We start from the raw sequence: 17678 nt of genomic DNA, 5'->3' as shown, positions 1-17678 counted from the left end.
TAAATAAACCAAATACTGATATTCATCATTTCCATGTTCAAACTTACCCCTGAATTTTGCAGCAGTAATTTTTTTACAACCCCATTGGCGTTTTACTAAAACTTTGATTTCAATGTCGAAAATTCCTTTATACAATTTCCTTCGTAAGTTGATGAGGCTTTTGATATGGCTGTTATTTTTTTCCCCTCTTTTTATTGTAGCCCAAAATTCTTTTGACCTTAATGGTCAGTTGATGCAGCAGGACGAACGCAATGGATACGGCAAATTAATCGCAGAAGATCATCACGCCGCTTTTTGCATTGGGCAAAGCGGGCATATCAATGCAGCATATAATTACAAGGGCATGAAATTTCATTTTAGTGCGCGGGATATTCGTATTTTGGGTAGTGCTTCCCAGCTTAAATTTAGGAATAATTTCTTATCTGGGAACGAAGTTTATTTTGAGTCAAGCCTTATCAATAAATGGACGGTACCGGCCTTTAGCATTAATGATGCGCTATCCTTTCAATGCGGCTATTCTCAGGTTTTGTTTTCTGATGGATTAAAAATTATTTGAAATGTGGATAATGTTAAATTTGTTGAGAACTGGACATAAGTAATTTTGTGTTTTCGCCCCGGCCATATCAATTGATTTGTTAATCTGAATTTTTTAAAATAGAAATATAAAGTATAACTTTAACAAGAATTTTCAAAATATGAACTCACCGTCCTTTGCCGCTCATAAAATGCTTTTCCTGAATACCCTTGCATTTACCATTTGTTTTGCAGTTTGGATGTTCAATGGGGTTACGGTAACCTTTCTTGTAGATAACGGGGTTTACGACTGGAGTTCAGTTCAAATTGGATGGCTTTTGGGAATCCCGGTTCTTACCGGGTCTATATTCAGATTGCCTCTGGGGATAATGACAGATAAATATGGAGGCAAATGGATGTTTGGAGGATTACTGCTGGTAAGTGCCATTCCTATGTTCATGTTGCAATATGTAGATTCTTTCCTTGGTTTTGCTTTATGTAGTTTTGGGTATGGCCTTACTGGTGCAGGGTTTGCGGTTGGGATTGCCTATACCTCTGTTTGGTATGAGAAAGACTGGCAGGGCCGGGCACTGGGTATTTTTGGTGCAGGGAATGCCGGAGCTGCCATTACAACGCTTGTGGCACCTACATTATTAATAAATCTTACTAATAACGGGGCAGATATTGAAAACTGGAGAATACTTCCTGTTATCTATTCTGCTGCCCTGGTAATCATGGCGATCATTTTTGTTGTCTTCGCAACAAATAAGAAACCGGCAACACAGCGTACCCTTAAGAAATTAATGCAGCCTCTTAAAAGTATGAGAGTGTGGCGCTTTGGTCTTTATTACTTTCTGGTATTCGGTTGTTTTGTGGCTTTCTCACAATGGCTGGTTCCTTACTATGTTAACGTATATTATCTCCCTTTGGTAACTGCTGGTTTACTGGCAGCAGCCTTTAGTTTTCCTTCCGGGGTAATAAGGGCTCTTGGTGGTTGGATGTCAGATAAATGGGGTGCGCGTAAGGTAATGTATTGGGTTTTGGGAACTTCTGTAGCAATTAGCTTTTTATTGATCTTTCCAAAAATGGAAATCTACTCCCCCGGAAACGGTATCATGGCTAAACAGGCCGGAGAGGTTACAGAAGTGAGTGAAACCAAAATCGTTGCAGCAGGAATTGAATACGATGTAATCCCCAGGGATGGAACAGATTATAATACCCTTGAAGGGGAGTTTGTATTTCCCAAAAAAGAAACCTGGCAGGAAGTCGTAGTGCAGGAGGGCCAAAGGGTGGAGAAGAAAGAATTACTGGCCAGCGGAGAGACAAAGATCTTTTTTCAGGCCAATGTATGGGTGTTTACCTTCCTGGTTGTGATTCTGGGTAGTATTTGGGGAATTGGTAAAGCTGCGGTCTACAAACATATTCCGGAGTATTTTCCAGATGAAGTTGGGGTAGTTGGGGGCATGGTGGGAGTCATAGGTGGACTGGGAGGTTTTGTATGCCCAATCCTTTTTGGATATTTACTGGATGGCTCGGGGCTGTGGACCAGTGCGTGGATGTTTACCCTGGTAATATCTGGTATTTGCCTGTGGTGGATGCATAGAACTATTCAAAAAATGATGCACAGGGAACAGCCAAAACTAATGCGCCAAATTGAATCGAAACAAGAAATATAAAATTGATTAAACCCTGATATTATGAAGACCAACCTGGAAGAATGGAATGTGGAAGATCCTGTATTTTGGGAGCAAAAAGGTAAAAAGATAGCTTACAGAAATTTGTGGCTTTCAATTCCTGCCCTGTTACTTTCCTTTGCCGTGTGGATGATGTGGAGCATTATTACCACCAAAATGAAAGAATTCAATTTCCATTTTGGAATGATCACTCCGGATATGTCTGAAGAAATGGTCAATAATCAGCTGGCAATAATCAACAACTTGTATTATACATTACCGGCTATTGCCGGGCTTGCTGGTGCCACCCTTAGAATTCCCAATTCTTTTCTTATTGCCCTGGGAGGAGGCCGGAATGTTGTTTTTACTACTACTGTTCTATTGCTTATACCTGCCTTTGGTGTTGGTTTTGCCCTGGCCGATCAAAGTACTCCATATTTTACATTTGCTATCCTGGCCCTGTTGTCTGGGTTTGGAGGAGGAAATTTCGCGTCTTCTATGAGCAACATCAGTTACTTTTTTCCTAAGAGAATGCAGGGAACTTCCCTTGGCCTCAACGCGGGGATAGGAAATCTTGGGGTAGGAATTATGCAAAAGATGATTCCGTTTGCTATAGGGATCTTTCTTTTCTCAGCAGTAGGCAGCGGGGGTGAAATAATAGAAGATCAACCCCTTGCAGGTCTGCAAAATGCGGGGTGGATATGGATCCCTATAGTATTTGCAGCTATAGCGGCTTTTTTTGGAATGAACAATGTTATAACGGGAACTCCTAAACTCCCCACTACATTTCAGGGTATAACCAAAACTCTCTTTATGGTGGGTATAGGGCTTGTTACTGCAGCTGTTGGATCCTATTTGCTGGTAGGACTTGAGGTAAATATGTGGATAGTATTGCCTGTGGTGGTAATACTTACCATTCTCCTAATGAAATATCTAAGCCCGGGTGATATTAAGCAGAGCCTCAACAAGCAGTTTTCTATACTTTCAGATAAGCATAACTGGATCATGACGATCATCTATACCATGACCTTTGGTTCCTTTATAGGATTTTCTGCGGCATTCCCAAAACTTTGCCAGGATATTTTTGTTTATTCAGATCCGTCAAATCCACAATATGTAAATCCCAACGCGCCAGATTTTCTTACCTGGGTATTCATAGGTCCTATGTTGGGGGCATTGGTTAGACCCATAGGAGGTTGGCTAAGTGATAAAGTAAACAGCGGCTCCCGGGTTACCACCTATAGTACAATAGTTACGGTTTTGGCAACCATAGCAGTAGCTTATTTTGTGGTGCAGGCCAGGGAAAGTGCAAGTCCCGAAATTTACTGGTGGCCATTCTTTGCCTGTTTTATGGTATTGTTTGTTACAACAGGAATCGGGAATGGCTCTACCTTTAGAAGTATACCTTATATCTTCAGCAAAGAGAAAGCCGGGCCGGTTTTGGGCTGGACCTCGGCAATTGCAGCCTATGGAGCATTCATAATTCCGCAGGTATTTGGTGACCAAATTCAAATGGGTACTCCGGAATTTGCATTATATGGCTTTGGAATTTATTACATTATTTGCCTGGGGCTTAACTGGTGGTATTATGACAGGCCTAATTCTGGTATTGAATGTTAACACTGGCTTTTCTTATTGAATACGAAAACCACTTCCGCTGTTTTCTAAGAGGTTCTTGTTTTTATTGTAGAGTGGAGGGTATCTAATTCTGATTTTTATTTATAACAATTCTAAATATACTATAAAGTTACAAACCTGACTAAGATCATATTTTCCCAATTTGGCATTGATCATTTTTGTCTCCGGAAAAATACAGTAACCAGAGCGTGTTTATAGGGGTTGTACCAGTCGATAGGTGTTGTACTAAATGAGTTTTAAAGGCTATTGTTCAGACTTCTTTTATATTGAAAGGTTTAGATAAAAATAAACTTTAATAAAACTCAGTAAATACTTATATTTAGACCTTAGTGTTCATTAATTTTTTTAAATGTTCTTTTAAATTACTGATAATCTATACTTTCCAAGCCCCAAAGGCACGTGACGATTCGAATTGATTATGTTTAGCCTCCACCTACGAAATATTATAGGTCTTGGGCATCTCATCAATAGAAAACCCCTACAAATAAGCTATTTATAACTATAGATTACAATAATGTCAAAGAACCTGATTATAGCCAAATGTCGCTCAGTCTATTTTAACTGGACGGTTATGATATTTAGAATTCCTCGTTTTTCGAACTGATTAAAGATCAAGTAATTATGTACAGACTCTTCCAAACTTTAAATCGGCTGGCCTTAATCAAGGCGATTATCGCGGCTGTACTTGCGATAATTTTAGTGCTTATTGGTTCCAGGAATTTACAAAATTTTGACCCTGCACTCATCGCATACCTTATTGGAACTGTGTTTGCTGTTTTTGGGATTGCTTACAGGTATTCGGTATGGATACAACGGCCGCCTACAAAACTTTACTGGCGCAGGAGTATGCAATTTCTATTCAGCAGGTACTTTTTTCCCTACCTCTGGCGTTCAATAAAATTATTTTTCAGGAATATTTTATTCCAAAGATTCATTGCCTATAGAAGCAGGACCCGATGGATAGGTCACTTTTTACTGGCAACGGGTTGTTTAATAGCTTTCGCCATCACAGTTCCCTTAACCTTTGGCTGGATTCATTTTGTTCTTAAACCAGGTGATGATGTTACATATTATGCTTTGTTGTTTGGATTTGAAGCCGGATCTTTTAGCCTGGGCTCCCCGGTCGCCTTCATTGCTTTTCACGGTTTGGTATGGTGTTCGGTTCTGGTGACTATTGGGGCTATAATGATGATGAAACGAAGATTTACAGATGGAGGATTAATAGCCACTCAAAGTTTTGAAAATGATTGGTTGCCATTGATCCTGTTAATTGCAATTTCTGTTACCGGCCTTGGGATAACCTATGATTATACTTTCCTGGAAGGAAAGACCTATCAATTTATGGCAGTAACCCATGCAATAACGGTGATACTATTCCTGGTATGGCTGCCCTTCGGAAAGTTTTTTCACATCTTCCAGCGGCTAGCTCAATTAGGTGCAAACCTTTATAAAACTGAAGGGAAACGAAGAGGTATGGCAACCTGCCCACACACCGGGGAAGAGTTTGCAACCCAAACACATTTAGAAGACCTTAAGAATGTATCTAAAGAACTTGGTTTTAATTATGATAAGCAGGATGGATCAAATCATATGGAACTTAGCCCGGAGGGGAAACGTTCAGCTTTGGCCATGGCTCATTTGAAAGCAAGAAATGAAGCCGGAAAGCTATTCGGTTAAAACAGAAAAAGAAAAAGAAAATGGCAAAACTTCCCGTTTCAGTAGACAAAATAATAGAGAAATACGGTCCTCATAAGGCCTATGCTCCAAAGGTAGGTTTTCAAGGAAACAAGGAACCGGACAAGCTGGTGAAAACCCACTGCTGCTATTGCGGTATGCAATGCGGAATCAAATTAAAAGTAAAGGACAATCAAATTGCCGGTTTTGAACCCTGGGAAGAATTTCCTTTCAACGAGGGGCGCCTATGCCCAAAAGGGGTAATGCGGTATATGCAGAACAATCATCCAGACAGGTTAATGGATCCTATTGAGCGGGTGGAAGGTAAAGGCTTCAAGCCTGTAAGCTGGGAGCATGCCATGAGCAGGACCGTGAATGAAATTAAAAGGATACAGGAGAAATACGGGAAAGATGCTTTCGCAATGCTCTCTGGCGTGTCCCTCACCAATGAGAAAAGTTATATGATAGGGAAGTTTGCCCGGGTGGCGCTTAAAACTGCCAATTTGGACTATAACGGCAGGCTTTGTATGGTGAGCGCGGGGGGAGGCAATAAAAAGGCCTTTGGATTGGACAGATCTTCCAACAGCTGGGCAGATCTTAAACATGCAGAAGTTATTCTTGTAGCAGGAGCCAATATTAGTGAAACCTTTCCTACTCTCACGCATTATATCTGGCAGGCCAGGGATAACGGTGCTAAATTAATTGTGGTTGATCCAAGAATGATCCCATTGGCACGAACTGCAGATCTTCATTTGCCTGTAAGACCGGGTGGTGATTCTGCGCTTTTTGGTGCAATCCTGAAGATCATGGTAGATAATGACTGGCTTGATCACGACTTTATTGATAATTATACCTCGGGATTTCAGGAAACTATTGATGCCGTAAAAGACTATGACCTTGATTGGGCTGAGGAGCATTCAGGAATTTCAAAAGAATTGATCTACCAGGCGGCAGAAATGTGGGGGAAAGCAAATACCAGCTTTTTGCTGCATGCGCGTGGAATTGAACACCATACCAAAGGAGTTGATAATGTTTTAAGCTGTATTAATATCGTGCTGGCCTCGGGAAGGATAGGAAAGCCATACTGCGGCTACGGAACTATTACAGGGCAGGGTAACGGCCAGGGAGGCCGGGAGCACGGGCATAAATGTGATCAATTACCGGGAAACCGGGACATTACAAATCCTGAACATCGTAAATATATCTCAGAGGTTTGGGGCATTGATGAAAAGGATATGCCGGGAAAAGGTTTAACTGCGTATGAACAAATTGAGGCAATTCACCGTGGCGAGATCAAGGGAATGATCTCTATATGTTTTAATCCGCTGGTTTCCCTTCCCAACAATAATTTTGTGCGGGAAGCTCTTGAAAAACTTGAATATTATATATGTATAGATACTTTCTTAAGTGAAACTGCACGGCACGCAGATATTGTTATGGCCGGGTCACTTCATGAGGAGGAGGAAGGAACAGTAACGACGGCTGAAGGCAGGGTGGTGAAAATCAATGAGGCAATTACACCTCCGGAAAACACAAGAAGGGATGGGGAGATTATCATGGAATTGGCAGCCCGTCTTGGTGAAAAAGATAAGTTTGATTATCCTACCAGTGAGGATATTTTTAACGAATTAAGGGTGGCTTCCAAAGGAGGAACGGCAGATTATTACGGGATTACCTATCAAAAAATCGTTGATAATATGGGGATTTTCTGGCCCTGTAAAACCCTTGACCATCCCGGAACCCCAAGATTGTGGGAAGATAAAAAATTTGAAACACCAGATAAAAAAGCACATTTTAACCCTGTGAAATATCGCCCTGCTTCAGAAATGCCGAATAAAGAATATCCTGTGGTATTAACTACGGGAAGGGTGGTGTCCCAATATTTAAGCGGTACATCAACCCGAAGGATTGGTAAGCTAGTAGATCAATATCCTGAACCACTATTGGAAATTCATCCAAAACTGGCATTCCAGTACGGTATAGAAGACCACGATCTAATTAGGGTTAAAACCAGAAGGGGAGTAGCAGAATTCCCGGCCCATGTGGTTGAGACTATTCGCGAGGATACGGTTTTTATACCATACCATTGGGGAGGAAAACATTCTGCCAATCAATTGACTATAGATAACCTGGATCCTGTCTCCAAAATCCCGGAATATAAGGTTTGTGCCTGCCAGTTGGAAAAAACGGGTAAAAAAGGATCACAGCACCTTACTGACACTGCATATCAAAGTTCATCATAAAATACGAATCAGACAGAAAGTAGAAAAAGAATCAATAGCTAAATCAACAAAAAAAAACAATTATGCCGGAAACCAATTATGATCAGGAAATGGCTTTTTTCGTAGACATGCAACGCTGTATTGGTTGTCAGGCCTGTGTGATGGCCTGCGCTGAATGCGAAACGAATGGGCAGGAAAGTATGATTCACGTGAATTATGTGGACAGGAAGACAAGTCCGCAAACTACCGTACAGGTGTGCATGCACTGTGAAGATCCTACCTGTGCAAATGTTTGTCCGGCAGATGCCATACATCAGGATGAGTTTGGAGTGGTGCATTCTGCCAACACCTCAAGATGTATAGGTTGTTCAAATTGTGTGCTGGCTTGCCCATTTGGTGTTCCAAAGAAAATGGAAGAGGCAGAATTGATGATGAAATGCAATTTGTGTTATGACAGGACCAGCGTAGGTAAAAAACCAATGTGCGCTACTGTATGTCCCAGTCAGGCCTTGTTTTACGGAACTAGAGCAGAAATTGAAAAAATGCGACCAGACAGTGAACCGGTAAACTCTTTTCTTTTTGGCCAGCAGGAAGTGAATACTAAGGTGAATATTATGATGCCTAAAGGCACAAATCAGTTAATTATCCCATAATTAAAATACTATGTCAATGGAAGATTCTGAAAGAGAACCCAGCTGGAAAAGTGATTTTCCAATTGAATCAAAGCGTGGAACACACGTTAGCCGAAGGGAATTTGCAAAATTCCTGGGCTTACTGTCTGGGGCCTTTGCCCTAAGCAATGGCTTTATTGTTATAAAGGCAGTCGCCTTTCCTGCAGAAAAAATGGAAGGTGAACATTTTGTGGTAAATGCAAACGAAGTTGCCATAGGGGAGATGTTTCAGTTTGAGATCCATGGAGATAAACATATCCCGTATATTCTTATTCATTTGGAGGAGAATGAGTGGCGGGCTTTTGAACAAAAGTGTACCCACCTTACCTGTGCGGTAAGATATGAGAAGGAAGTCAACCAAATTCAATGCCCCTGTCACAACGGTTGGTTTAGTGCAGATACCGGAGCGGTATTACAGGGTCCGCCTCCAAGACCGTTGCCCCAACTTGATGTAGTGTTGAGGGATGGAAAAATCTATGTAAGAGAACAAACTGAGGATCAAAATACATAAAGATGAGTGATTTTAGAACATCCCAAAACCAGGCACATCCCAATAAGACCAATAGTATCATGACTGTGATAATCGTGTTACAAATCCTTTTTGTGAGTATACAAATTTGGTTTTTATTTGGTGCTTTAAACAATGCACTTGAAGGAAATTTGTACTTTGCATTCACTACTTTTATTGGTTCCACTATAATGGCCATAGCCTCCTTTTGGGTGTTGCGTTATTTGCCGGAACCATTGAAGAAGAAACAAGACAAAAGACCCAGAGTGAATGTTAATAGACAACCATAAAAGGATCCACGATTACTTAAGAATTTCGCTCACCGATAGCTGCAATTTTAGGTGCCAGTACTGTATGCCCGATGAGAATATACAGTGTTTGCCCAATAAGCATCTTATGCAGGTTGATGAAATTGAGCATATCGCCAGGAAATTTGTAGACCTTGGGGTGAATAAAATCAGATTAACGGGAGGGGAGCCTATGGTGCGAAAGGAATTTCCTGAGATCCTGTCCAGGATATCGAAACTACCCGTGGAATTAAGCCTTACTACCAATGCCGTTCTTGCCCATAAATATATAGAAAATCTAAAGACAGCAGGGGTGCGCTCGCTCAACATAAGTCTTGATACCCTGAATGCCGAAACTTTTAAAAAGATCACCAAAAGAGATCAATTCCAGAGAGTTTGGGATAACATCCTGCTTATGCTTAATGAGGGGTTCAGGGTGAAGATCAATGTAGTTGGTATTGAAGGAGTGATAGAAAAGGAAATACTGGACTTTGTAGCTATTACCAAAGATCTCCCATTGCACGTACGCATTATAGAATTCATGCCTTTTGAAGGAAATCACTGGGACAGTAAGAAAGTGGTGACCGCTGAACAAATGCTGAATTGGGTTGAGCAGGAGTATGATATGGTAAAACTTAAAGATGAACCACACGCTACCGCAAAAAAGTATAAGGCTATTGGCCACGAAGGCACATTTGCTTTTATCACTACTATGACCCAGCATTTTTGCGGTGATTGTAACAGGATGAGGATTACTGCAGACGGGAAGATGAAAAACTGTCTCTTCGGAAGCGAGGAAATGGACCTTCTGGGAACACTTAGAAAAGGAGAAGATATTGAACCCCTTATAAGAACATCGGTTCTTCGGAAGTTTAAAGTCATGGGTGGGCAGTTTGCTCAGTCTTACACCGGTGCTGAAGCTTCAAAGCTTAAGAATCGCAGTATGATCAAAATAGGAGGATGATCTCAGTAACCCAGGCAAGGAAAATACTTTCAGAAAATACTGAAAGAGCAGGCGTGAAAATTATTTCCCTGGAAGAAAGTCTTGATCTTCACCTTGCAAAAGATATATACTCCCCCATTGATGTCCCTTCTTTTGATAATTCAGCTATGGATGGATATACCATGGAATATGATGGCAGCAGGAAGGAGTGGGATTTGGGAGAAATAATTCAGGCCGGAGATACCTCACGGCAGAAAGTTGTGGCAGGCACTGCTGCCCGTATTTTCACCGGGGCTAAAATGCCGGAGGGTACCAATACTGTTATTCCACAGGAACTGATTCAACGGGATGAACATTTGGGGAAGATTTATTACGATCTGGATCAAATTAAGCCCGGCAGCAATGTACGTTTAAAAGGCTCCCAGTGCAGAGAGGGGGAGTTAATTCTTGCCAAAGGAACCGTTATTACACCTGGAGTTATAGGGTTGCTGGCCTCTGTGGGAATTGTTGAGGTAGAAATATATGCCCCTCCCACAGTAGGATATATTATTACAGGAGATGAATTAAAGGAAGTAGGCACTAAGCTTATAGAGGGAGAGATCTATAATTCCAATGGGCCAATGCTAACTGCTCTGCTCAAAAAAGCGGGGATCAGGGTGATTTCAGGTTATAAAGCTTCAGATGATAAAGAGAAGCTTCAGCAAATTATAAACGAAGCCCTGGAAACCCGGAATGTGGTTATTCTAAGCGGCGGAATTTCTGTAGGTGATTATGATTTTGTAAAAGAATGCCTTGAAAATGCCGGAGTAAATGAGCTGTTCTATAAGATTAAACAACGGCCCGGAAAACCCATGTTTGCAGGCAAAAAGGGCGAGAAATTTATATTTGCACTGCCGGGAAATCCTGCTTCGGTTTTAAGTTGTTTTAATATGTATGTTAAACCCTGTCTACAATATATGCAGGGACTTGAGAATGTTTGGAAACCGAATAAAATTCTTCCCCTTCCGCTTGAACAAAAGAAAAAGCCCGGCTTTACATTCTTTTTAAAAGCCAGAAGAGAGGGTGAAAAGATAAGCATCCTGGGAGGCCAGCAGTCCTTTAACTTGCAGGCGTTTAGCACTGCCAATTGCCTGGTGGAGCTGGAGGAGGAAAAAGATCTTATAGAAGAAGGAACTTTGGTAAATGTTTATGACCTTTAAGAGCGACGCCAACAAAATTAATTTTATATCCACTTCTCCTCCTGCCTGTGGCAGCTTTTTTCTATGCCTCTGCAGGATCGTAGGTTTTGATATTGCTTATGACAGGTGTCTTTGGATCTTTATTCCACCTGCTGGTAATGCCGGAATTAAATTTAAATTATCATGAAATCCGAAGTTGAAATAGAGGCTTATGTGCTTGCTGGTGGTAAAAGCAGCAGGATGGGAAAGGATAAAGGACTCGTTCTTTTTAACGGCCAGCCAATGATTTCTTATGTGCTGAAAGCGCTTGCTGAAACAGGAATTTCGGTTAAAATTATTGCGAATAATGAGGGATATGAGAAATTTGGGCATCCGGTTGTTGCCGATTTAGTTGAGGAAAAAGGACCAATGGGAGGCCTCTTCACAGCTTTTTCATACACAAATTCTAAGGCCGTTTTGTTGATGAGTTGTGACATGCCTTTGGTTACTTCTGAAGCTATAAAACAACTATTAGATAAGGCAGAAATTAACCTAATCATAGCCCCTACGGAGGAAGGGAGGGTGAATCCGCTATTTGCCTTATATCCGCTTTCTCTAAAGCAGGAGATTGAAAGAAGAATAACAAACGGCAGGTTAAAAATGACCGATTTAATTTTAGAAAACAAGCATACTTTAGTACCTTCCATCGTGCGCGAAAACCCGGGCATATTCAGGAATGTGAACAATGAAGAGGAACTTAAAATGACAGAAAAGCAATGGAACAATTTAAAATAAAAGCATTCGGGATACTGGCAGAAAAACTGCCTGCTTCAGAATTTGATTTTCCGTATTATGAGGATTCCGAAAAACTGGTGAATAAACTGAAAGAAGAATTTCCTGAGCTTAAAAATTTGAAGTTTTCACTTGCGGTAGATAAGCAGCTTATTCAGCATAAACACCATTTGAACGGCAACGAGGAAATAGCTTTGTTGCCACCATTTTCAGGAGGATGAGCAGATTTGAAAGACAACATATACTACCCGGCTTTGGCCGGGAAGGGCAGGAAAAACTTTCACAGGCCAGGGTTCTTGTGGTTGGGGCCGGAGGGCTGGGATGCCCGGCTTTACTGCACCTCGCGGCAGCCGGGGTGGGAACTATAGGCATTGCAGATGGGGACAGCGTAAGCGAATCCAACCTTAACCGGCAAACCCTTTTCGGCCAGAATGATATAGGGAAACCAAAAGCGGAAACTGCAGCCAATGGTTTAAAACAGAAATATCCGGATATTCAGTTCGATATTTTTCCAAATTATCTTACCACTGAAAATGCATTTGAAATTATAAAACATTACGATTTGGTACTGGACGGGTCAGATAATTTTGGAACCCGGTACATGATCAATGATGCCTGTGTGCTACTGAAGAAACCTTTAATTATGGGGGCAATTTACCAGTACGAAGGTCAGGTGGCTGTATTTAATTACGGGGAGGCTCCAATTAACTACAGGGATATTTATCCTGTGCCGCCCCGGGACAATGAAATCCCGAATTGCAGTGAAACCGGAGTACTTGGCGTACTGCCGGGGATTATTGGAACCCTGCAGGCCGCAGAAACTATAAAACTGATCTCCGGTCTTGGAAAGAGCCTCACAAACAAGATCCTGTTTTACAATTTGAAAAGCTGCAGCTTTTATGAGGTGGAGGTGAAGCCAAATCCTGTATCGGGAAAAAATATCCCTGAAAATGAAGAAACTTTCAGAAAAACCAATTATAACCTAACTTGCGGCCTGGCTGAAAATATAAGCTGGGAAAAAGCATTAGATTGGTTCCGGAATTTGGAAAGTTCGATGCTTATTGATATTCGGGAGCTTAATGAGGAGCCTGGCTTTGGTTTAAAGGGTATTAAAAAAATACCAATGGATAAATTAGCTGAGAATCCCGGGCACCTGGAGCAGGTAGAACATGTGTTATTGTTCTGTAAATCTGGACAGCGCAGCCTGAAGCTGGCAGAGCAGCTCAAGCAAAAATTTCCGGAAAAGAAAATATTTTCTGTTGAGGGCGGGATCTTGCATCCTTCCTCTCCGTTAAAAACTGAAAACCATGGAACGTAAACCAAAGAATATATTTGTACAGGGGCCAATTTCAAGTGAGAAGATTGCCCAATCCATTCAAAATCACAGCACCAAAACCAATATTGGCGCACATTCAATTTTCCTGGGGCAGGTGCGTGCAGATGAGAAACAGGGTAGTACTGTCACCGCCATAGAATACACGGCTTATGAAGAAATGGCCCTGCAAAAGGCTTTTGAAATACGGGAGGCTGTTTTTGAAAAATATGAGCTTAGCTGTATGCATATTTACCATAGCCTGGGAGCGGTGAAAACGGGAGAAATATGCCTGTTTGTATTCACCTCTTCCAGGCATAGAAAAATGGCAATAGATGCCTGTGAAGAACTTGTAGAAAGAATTAAACAAGAGCTGCCGGTTTGGGGTAAGGAGCTTTTAGAAAGCAATGGCGAAAGCTGGAAGGTGAACACTTAAAATACAGATTAGACTAAAATGGTAAATATCACTCATAAAAGTAATACGCTTCGTAAAGCAATAGCACAGGCGGTGGTGCGGGTAAGCAGTCCCGAAACTATAAAAGCGGTGGAAGGGAAAAAAGTCCCGAAGGGAGACGTTTTTGAAATGGCCAAAACCGCAGGCCTTTTCGCTGCTAAGCGCACCAGTGATATGATCCCCGATTGTCATCCCTTACCCATTGAATTTACCGAAATAAAATTCCGCATAGAAGGCCTGGAAATCTTTGTAAGCGTTGAGGTTCATACTATCTACAAAACAGGAGTTGAGGTGGAAGCCATGCACGCTGCCTCTGTGGTGGCTATCACCATGTATGATATGCTAAAGCCCATTGACAAAGGCATAAGTATTGAAAATATTAAACTCCTGGAAAAAAAGGGAGGGAAGACAGATTACCGCAAGGTGGTGGAAGAGAATCACATTTCTGCCACTGTTATTGTGTGTTCAGATTCCATTTCGGCCGGGGAAAAAGAAGACCGGGCAGGGAAGGTGATCATTGAAAAACTGGAGGCACACCAGGTAGCTGTTGAAGATTATGTTATTATCCCTGATGAAAAGGAACGAATTCAGGAGCTGGTGAAAAAGAAATGTAACGCCGGGGTGAGCCTTATAATCCTTACAGGCGGAACAGGCCTCTCTCCCAGGGATGTAACCCCAGAGGCTATAATTCCGCTTCTGGAAAGGCCGGTTCCGGGCATAGAAGAAGCCATAAGGGCTTACGGACAGCAAAGAACACCATATTCCATGTTATCACGCTCCGTTTCCGGGTTGATAGGAAATACTCTGGTACTTGCCCTGCCGGGATCTACAAAAGGGGCAGAGGAATCTATGGACGCGGTGTTTCCCGCAGTGATGCACATCTTCAGAGTACTGGCAGCTTTTAAACACGATTAATCAACTTTTAAATATTCTTTCTCAATCTCACTTTGCTAAGGTTAAAATAGCTTTTTCCTGATCAAGATCATATAATACTGACAGCTAAACTTTTACTTTTGTTCTCAAAATCAAGGTGCCGGAATTTTTTTCGGTACAATATGATATTTATTGAATTTCAGAATTAATCACAGATCCAGTAGAAAATGAGCATAGTACAAGAGGAACTTAGCTTGAAAGATCGGGTGCTTCAGCTAAAAGAAGAAAAAAACGCCGTTATCCTGGCTCATTATTACCAGGAACCGGAAATCCAGGAGGTAGCCGATTTCGTTGGGGACAGTTTGGAGTTGGCGAAGAAAGCCGCTGCAACCACTGCTGATATCATTGTTTTTGCCGGCGTGCATTTTATGGCGGAAACCGCCAAGATCCTCAATCCTTCCAAAAAGGTTCTTTTACCCGATCTAAAGGCAGGATGTTCCTTAGCGGACAGCTGTCCTCCGGAAGCTTTTCAGAAATTTATAGATCAATACCCTGACCATGTCGTGGTAACGTATATCAATTGCTCTGCTGAAGTTAAAGCGATGAGTGATCTTGTTTGTACCTCTTCCAATGCAGAGCGGGTGATCAATTCTATCCCTGCAGACAAAAAGATCATTTTTGCCCCCGATAAAAACCTGGGGAAATACCTTATTGGTTTAACCGGCAGGGAAATGTTGCTTTGGGATGGCGCCTGTATCGTACATGAAGCTTTTTCACTTGATAAACTTATAGATCTTTCTATAGAATATCCAAAAGCAAAAATCATTGCCCACCCGGAATCTGAAAGTCATATCCTTCAGGTAGCCAACTATATTGGATCCACATCGGGGATGCTTAATTATGTGAAGACCAGTGATTATGATTTTTTTATTGTAGCTACAGAGGCTGGGATCCTGCATCAAATGCAAATGGATGTTCCGCATAAAACTTTAATTCCCGCTCCGGCAAAAGAAGATAACACCTGTGCCTGCAGTGAATGTGCGTTTATGAAAATGAATACGATGCAGAAATTATACGACTGCCTGGAAAAAGAAACCCCCGAAATAATTCTCGATGAAAACCTGATAAAAAAGGCTCATCGGCCTATTAAACGAATGATGGAATTATAATTTATGAAAACAGACGTGCTTGTTATTGGATCGGGAATTGCCGGTTTATCATTTGCTATTAAAGTCGCAACTGCTAAACCGGAAGCATCTATTCTGGTGCTGACAAAGAGCAATAATGATGTATGCAACACAGCTCATGCACAGGGCGGAATCGCAGTAGTTCTGGATAAAGTAAGGGACAGTTTTGAACAACATATAGAGGATACTATGAAAGCCGGAAAAGGGCTGAGTGATCCAAATGTGGTGAAGTTGGTAATTTCCCAGGCCCCGGATAGGTTGAATGAGCTTATTAACTGGGGGACCAGCTTTGATGCAAATGAGCTGGGGGAACTGGAACTGGGACTGGAAGGAGGACATTCGCAAAAACGCATTGTCCATCACCGCGATCTTACCGGGAAAGAAATGGAAACAAAACTGCTTCAAAAAGCAGGATCTTATTCTAATATTATTTTTCACGATCATTATTTCGTCACCGATTTGCTTTTGAAAAAAGATAGATCAGCTATTTCCTGTACAGGAGTAATGGCGATAGACAGGCAAAAGGATGAACTTGTAAGCATAAGCTCGGGAATAACATTTCTGGCTACCGGGGGTAGTGGGAGGATCTTTCAAAATACCACCAATCCTTCCGTAGCAACGGCTGATGGGGTAGCCATGGCACATCGTGCGGGAGCCAGGATTTCAAATATGAATTTCATCCAGTTTCATCCCACCGCACTTTATACAAAAAACAAACATTCTTTGTTCCTGATATCTGAAGCCGTTAGAGGTTTTGGGGCGTACATGGTGGACCAAACCGGGAATAGGTTCCTTTTTAAATATGATCTTAAAGGGGAACTGGCAACGCGGGATATAGTTTCTGAAGCGATCATGAATGAACTTCAAAGTTCGGGTGAGGAATCGGTATTTCTGGATTGCCGGCATCTTGATCCTGAAGCTTTCCGGAGCCATTTTCCAACTATTGTAGAACATTGTTTGTCCAAAGGCATTAATTTTGAAAAGGATCTTATCCCTATTGTGCCTGCCGCCCATTATCAATGCGGCGGAATTCAGGTGGATCATTTCGCCAGGACCAGCGTAAATAATCTTTATGCTTCCGGAGAGTGCGCACATACAGGTTTGCACGGGGCGAACAGGCTTGCTTCCAATTCCCTGTTGGAAGCCCTTGTATTCTCTCACCAGGCCGCCGGTATTGTTGTGAAAGAATTAGATTCAATCCCTGCTCAGGAACTTCAGGAGGAAAAAGTATATCAGCTCAAACAAACCGGGAACAAAGAAATTCCGAAGAATTTTGAAAAAGAGCTCAACCAGATCATGACCTATAACCTGCTTTATACTTCCGAAGAAAGCGAAAAGAAAAATGCAATCCTAAAATTGCGGGTTCTGGAAGAAAACCTTAAAAAATTATCCGGCAAAATTGATCCGGAATTTTTTGAGCTAAAGAATATGATCCAAACGGCTATTTTGATCGTTGAACAGGCAATTGAAAACAGGTTTTTTGAAAAAAAGGAATGTGCTATAAAACCAGGTAATCCTAAATTCTGAATTTGACAATTTTCCTATCTAACCTGATTATATTATTGGAGTTGATGGTTCGTTATTCGCTTTTCACAGCTATGTCCATGTACCCTGGATAAAAGGAAACGGCCAACGCGGTTTAATGAAAAGAATCTACCCACTGCCGATGTAAAACGCAACATGTATGAGACCGGAAAACGTTTGCTGGCAGAGGTAGGTTATGTGGAAATTAGATAATAGGATTTCCCCAATATGTTTTAGTATAAACTATTCT

17 protein-coding genes and 1 pseudogene are annotated in these 17678 nt (G+C 41.6%); all 18 read left to right on the top strand.

Annotation, left to right across the window (positions count from 1 at the left end):
- Positions 1-112: 112 nt before the first annotated feature.
- Positions 113-556, top strand: coding sequence for a hypothetical protein (locus ACKGJN_RS07275; protein WP_409538794.1), 444 nt, complete (start codon positions 113-115; stop codon positions 554-556).
- 139 nt (positions 557-695) lie between these two features.
- Positions 696-2189 carry an MFS transporter gene (locus ACKGJN_RS07270; RefSeq protein ID WP_409538793.1) on the top strand — a complete coding sequence of 498 codons (1494 nt, stop codon included), beginning with the start codon at positions 696-698 and terminating at the stop codon, positions 2187-2189.
- Between the two features lie 21 nt (positions 2190-2210).
- Positions 2211-3806, top strand: a complete 1596-nt coding sequence (locus ACKGJN_RS07265) for an MFS transporter (protein ID WP_409538792.1) — start codon at positions 2211-2213, stop codon at positions 3804-3806.
- Positions 3807-4445: 639 nt separating this feature from the next.
- Entirely contained in the window at positions 4446-5501 is a 1056-nt protein-coding gene (locus ACKGJN_RS07260; protein WP_409538791.1) for an MFS transporter, read from the top strand.
- A gap of 20 nt (positions 5502-5521) precedes the next feature.
- Positions 5522-7741: a molybdopterin oxidoreductase family protein gene (locus ACKGJN_RS07255; RefSeq protein WP_409538790.1), complete on the top strand. Its 2220-nt coding sequence runs from the start codon at positions 5522-5524 to the stop codon at positions 7739-7741.
- A gap of 62 nt (positions 7742-7803) precedes the next feature.
- Positions 7804-8373, top strand: coding sequence for a 4Fe-4S dicluster domain-containing protein (locus ACKGJN_RS07250; RefSeq protein WP_409538788.1), 570 nt, complete (start codon positions 7804-7806; stop codon positions 8371-8373).
- Positions 8374-8389: 16 nt separating this feature from the next.
- The gene (locus tag ACKGJN_RS07245; RefSeq protein WP_409538787.1) at positions 8390-8902 is read left to right on the top strand and encodes a QcrA and Rieske domain-containing protein; all 513 of its coding nucleotides are present in this window, start codon (positions 8390-8392) and stop codon (positions 8900-8902) included.
- Between the two features lie 2 nt (positions 8903-8904).
- Positions 8905-9189: a DUF6755 family protein gene (locus ACKGJN_RS07240; RefSeq protein WP_409538786.1), complete on the top strand. Its 285-nt coding sequence runs from the start codon at positions 8905-8907 to the stop codon at positions 9187-9189.
- Positions 9170-10150 carry a GTP 3',8-cyclase MoaA gene (moaA, locus tag ACKGJN_RS07235; RefSeq protein WP_409538785.1) on the top strand — a complete coding sequence of 327 codons (981 nt, stop codon included), beginning with the start codon at positions 9170-9172 and terminating at the stop codon, positions 10148-10150. The genes ACKGJN_RS07240 and moaA overlap by 20 nt, the downstream gene beginning before the upstream one ends.
- Complete coding sequence (locus tag ACKGJN_RS07230) at positions 10147-11328, top strand: molybdopterin molybdotransferase MoeA (RefSeq protein WP_409538784.1); 1182 nt, start codon at positions 10147-10149, stop codon at positions 11326-11328. The genes moaA and ACKGJN_RS07230 overlap by 4 nt, the downstream gene beginning before the upstream one ends.
- Before the next feature lie 162 nt (positions 11329-11490).
- Positions 11491-12081: a molybdenum cofactor guanylyltransferase gene (mobA, locus tag ACKGJN_RS07225; RefSeq protein ID WP_409538783.1), complete on the top strand. Its 591-nt coding sequence runs from the start codon at positions 11491-11493 to the stop codon at positions 12079-12081.
- Positions 12063-12299 carry a MoaD/ThiS family protein gene (locus ACKGJN_RS07220; RefSeq protein ID WP_409538782.1) on the top strand — a complete coding sequence of 79 codons (237 nt, stop codon included), beginning with the start codon at positions 12063-12065 and terminating at the stop codon, positions 12297-12299. The genes mobA and ACKGJN_RS07220 overlap by 19 nt, the downstream gene beginning before the upstream one ends.
- On the top strand, positions 12296-13396 hold the full coding sequence (locus ACKGJN_RS07215) for a ThiF family adenylyltransferase (protein WP_409538781.1): 1101 nt from the start codon (positions 12296-12298) through the stop codon (positions 13394-13396). The genes ACKGJN_RS07220 and ACKGJN_RS07215 overlap by 4 nt, the downstream gene beginning before the upstream one ends.
- A complete protein-coding gene (locus tag ACKGJN_RS07210; protein WP_409538780.1) occupies positions 13386-13826 on the top strand; it encodes a molybdenum cofactor biosynthesis protein MoaE in 441 nt (146 codons plus the stop codon). The genes ACKGJN_RS07215 and ACKGJN_RS07210 overlap by 11 nt, the downstream gene beginning before the upstream one ends.
- An 18-nt stretch (positions 13827-13844) precedes the next feature.
- A complete protein-coding gene (gene moaCB, locus ACKGJN_RS07205) occupies positions 13845-14759 on the top strand; it encodes a bifunctional molybdenum cofactor biosynthesis protein MoaC/MoaB (protein WP_409538779.1) in 915 nt (304 codons plus the stop codon).
- Between the two features lie 185 nt (positions 14760-14944).
- Complete coding sequence (gene nadA / locus ACKGJN_RS07200; RefSeq protein WP_409538778.1) at positions 14945-15886, top strand: quinolinate synthase NadA; 942 nt, start codon at positions 14945-14947, stop codon at positions 15884-15886.
- A gap of 3 nt (positions 15887-15889) precedes the next feature.
- On the top strand, positions 15890-17431 hold the full coding sequence (gene nadB, locus ACKGJN_RS07195; protein ID WP_409538777.1) for an L-aspartate oxidase: 1542 nt from the start codon (positions 15890-15892) through the stop codon (positions 17429-17431).
- 58 nt (positions 17432-17489) lie between these two features.
- Positions 17490-17635 (top strand): annotated as a pseudogene (locus ACKGJN_RS07190) (oxygen-independent coproporphyrinogen III oxidase); the annotation flags it as partial.
- Between the last annotated feature and the right edge of the window lie 43 nt (positions 17636-17678).

The organism is Gillisia xinjiangensis (assembly GCF_046298265.1).
Classification (GTDB): Bacteria; Bacteroidota; Bacteroidia; order Flavobacteriales; family Flavobacteriaceae; genus Gillisia; species Gillisia xinjiangensis.
This window is presented reverse-complemented; position numbering and strand designations above follow the sequence as displayed.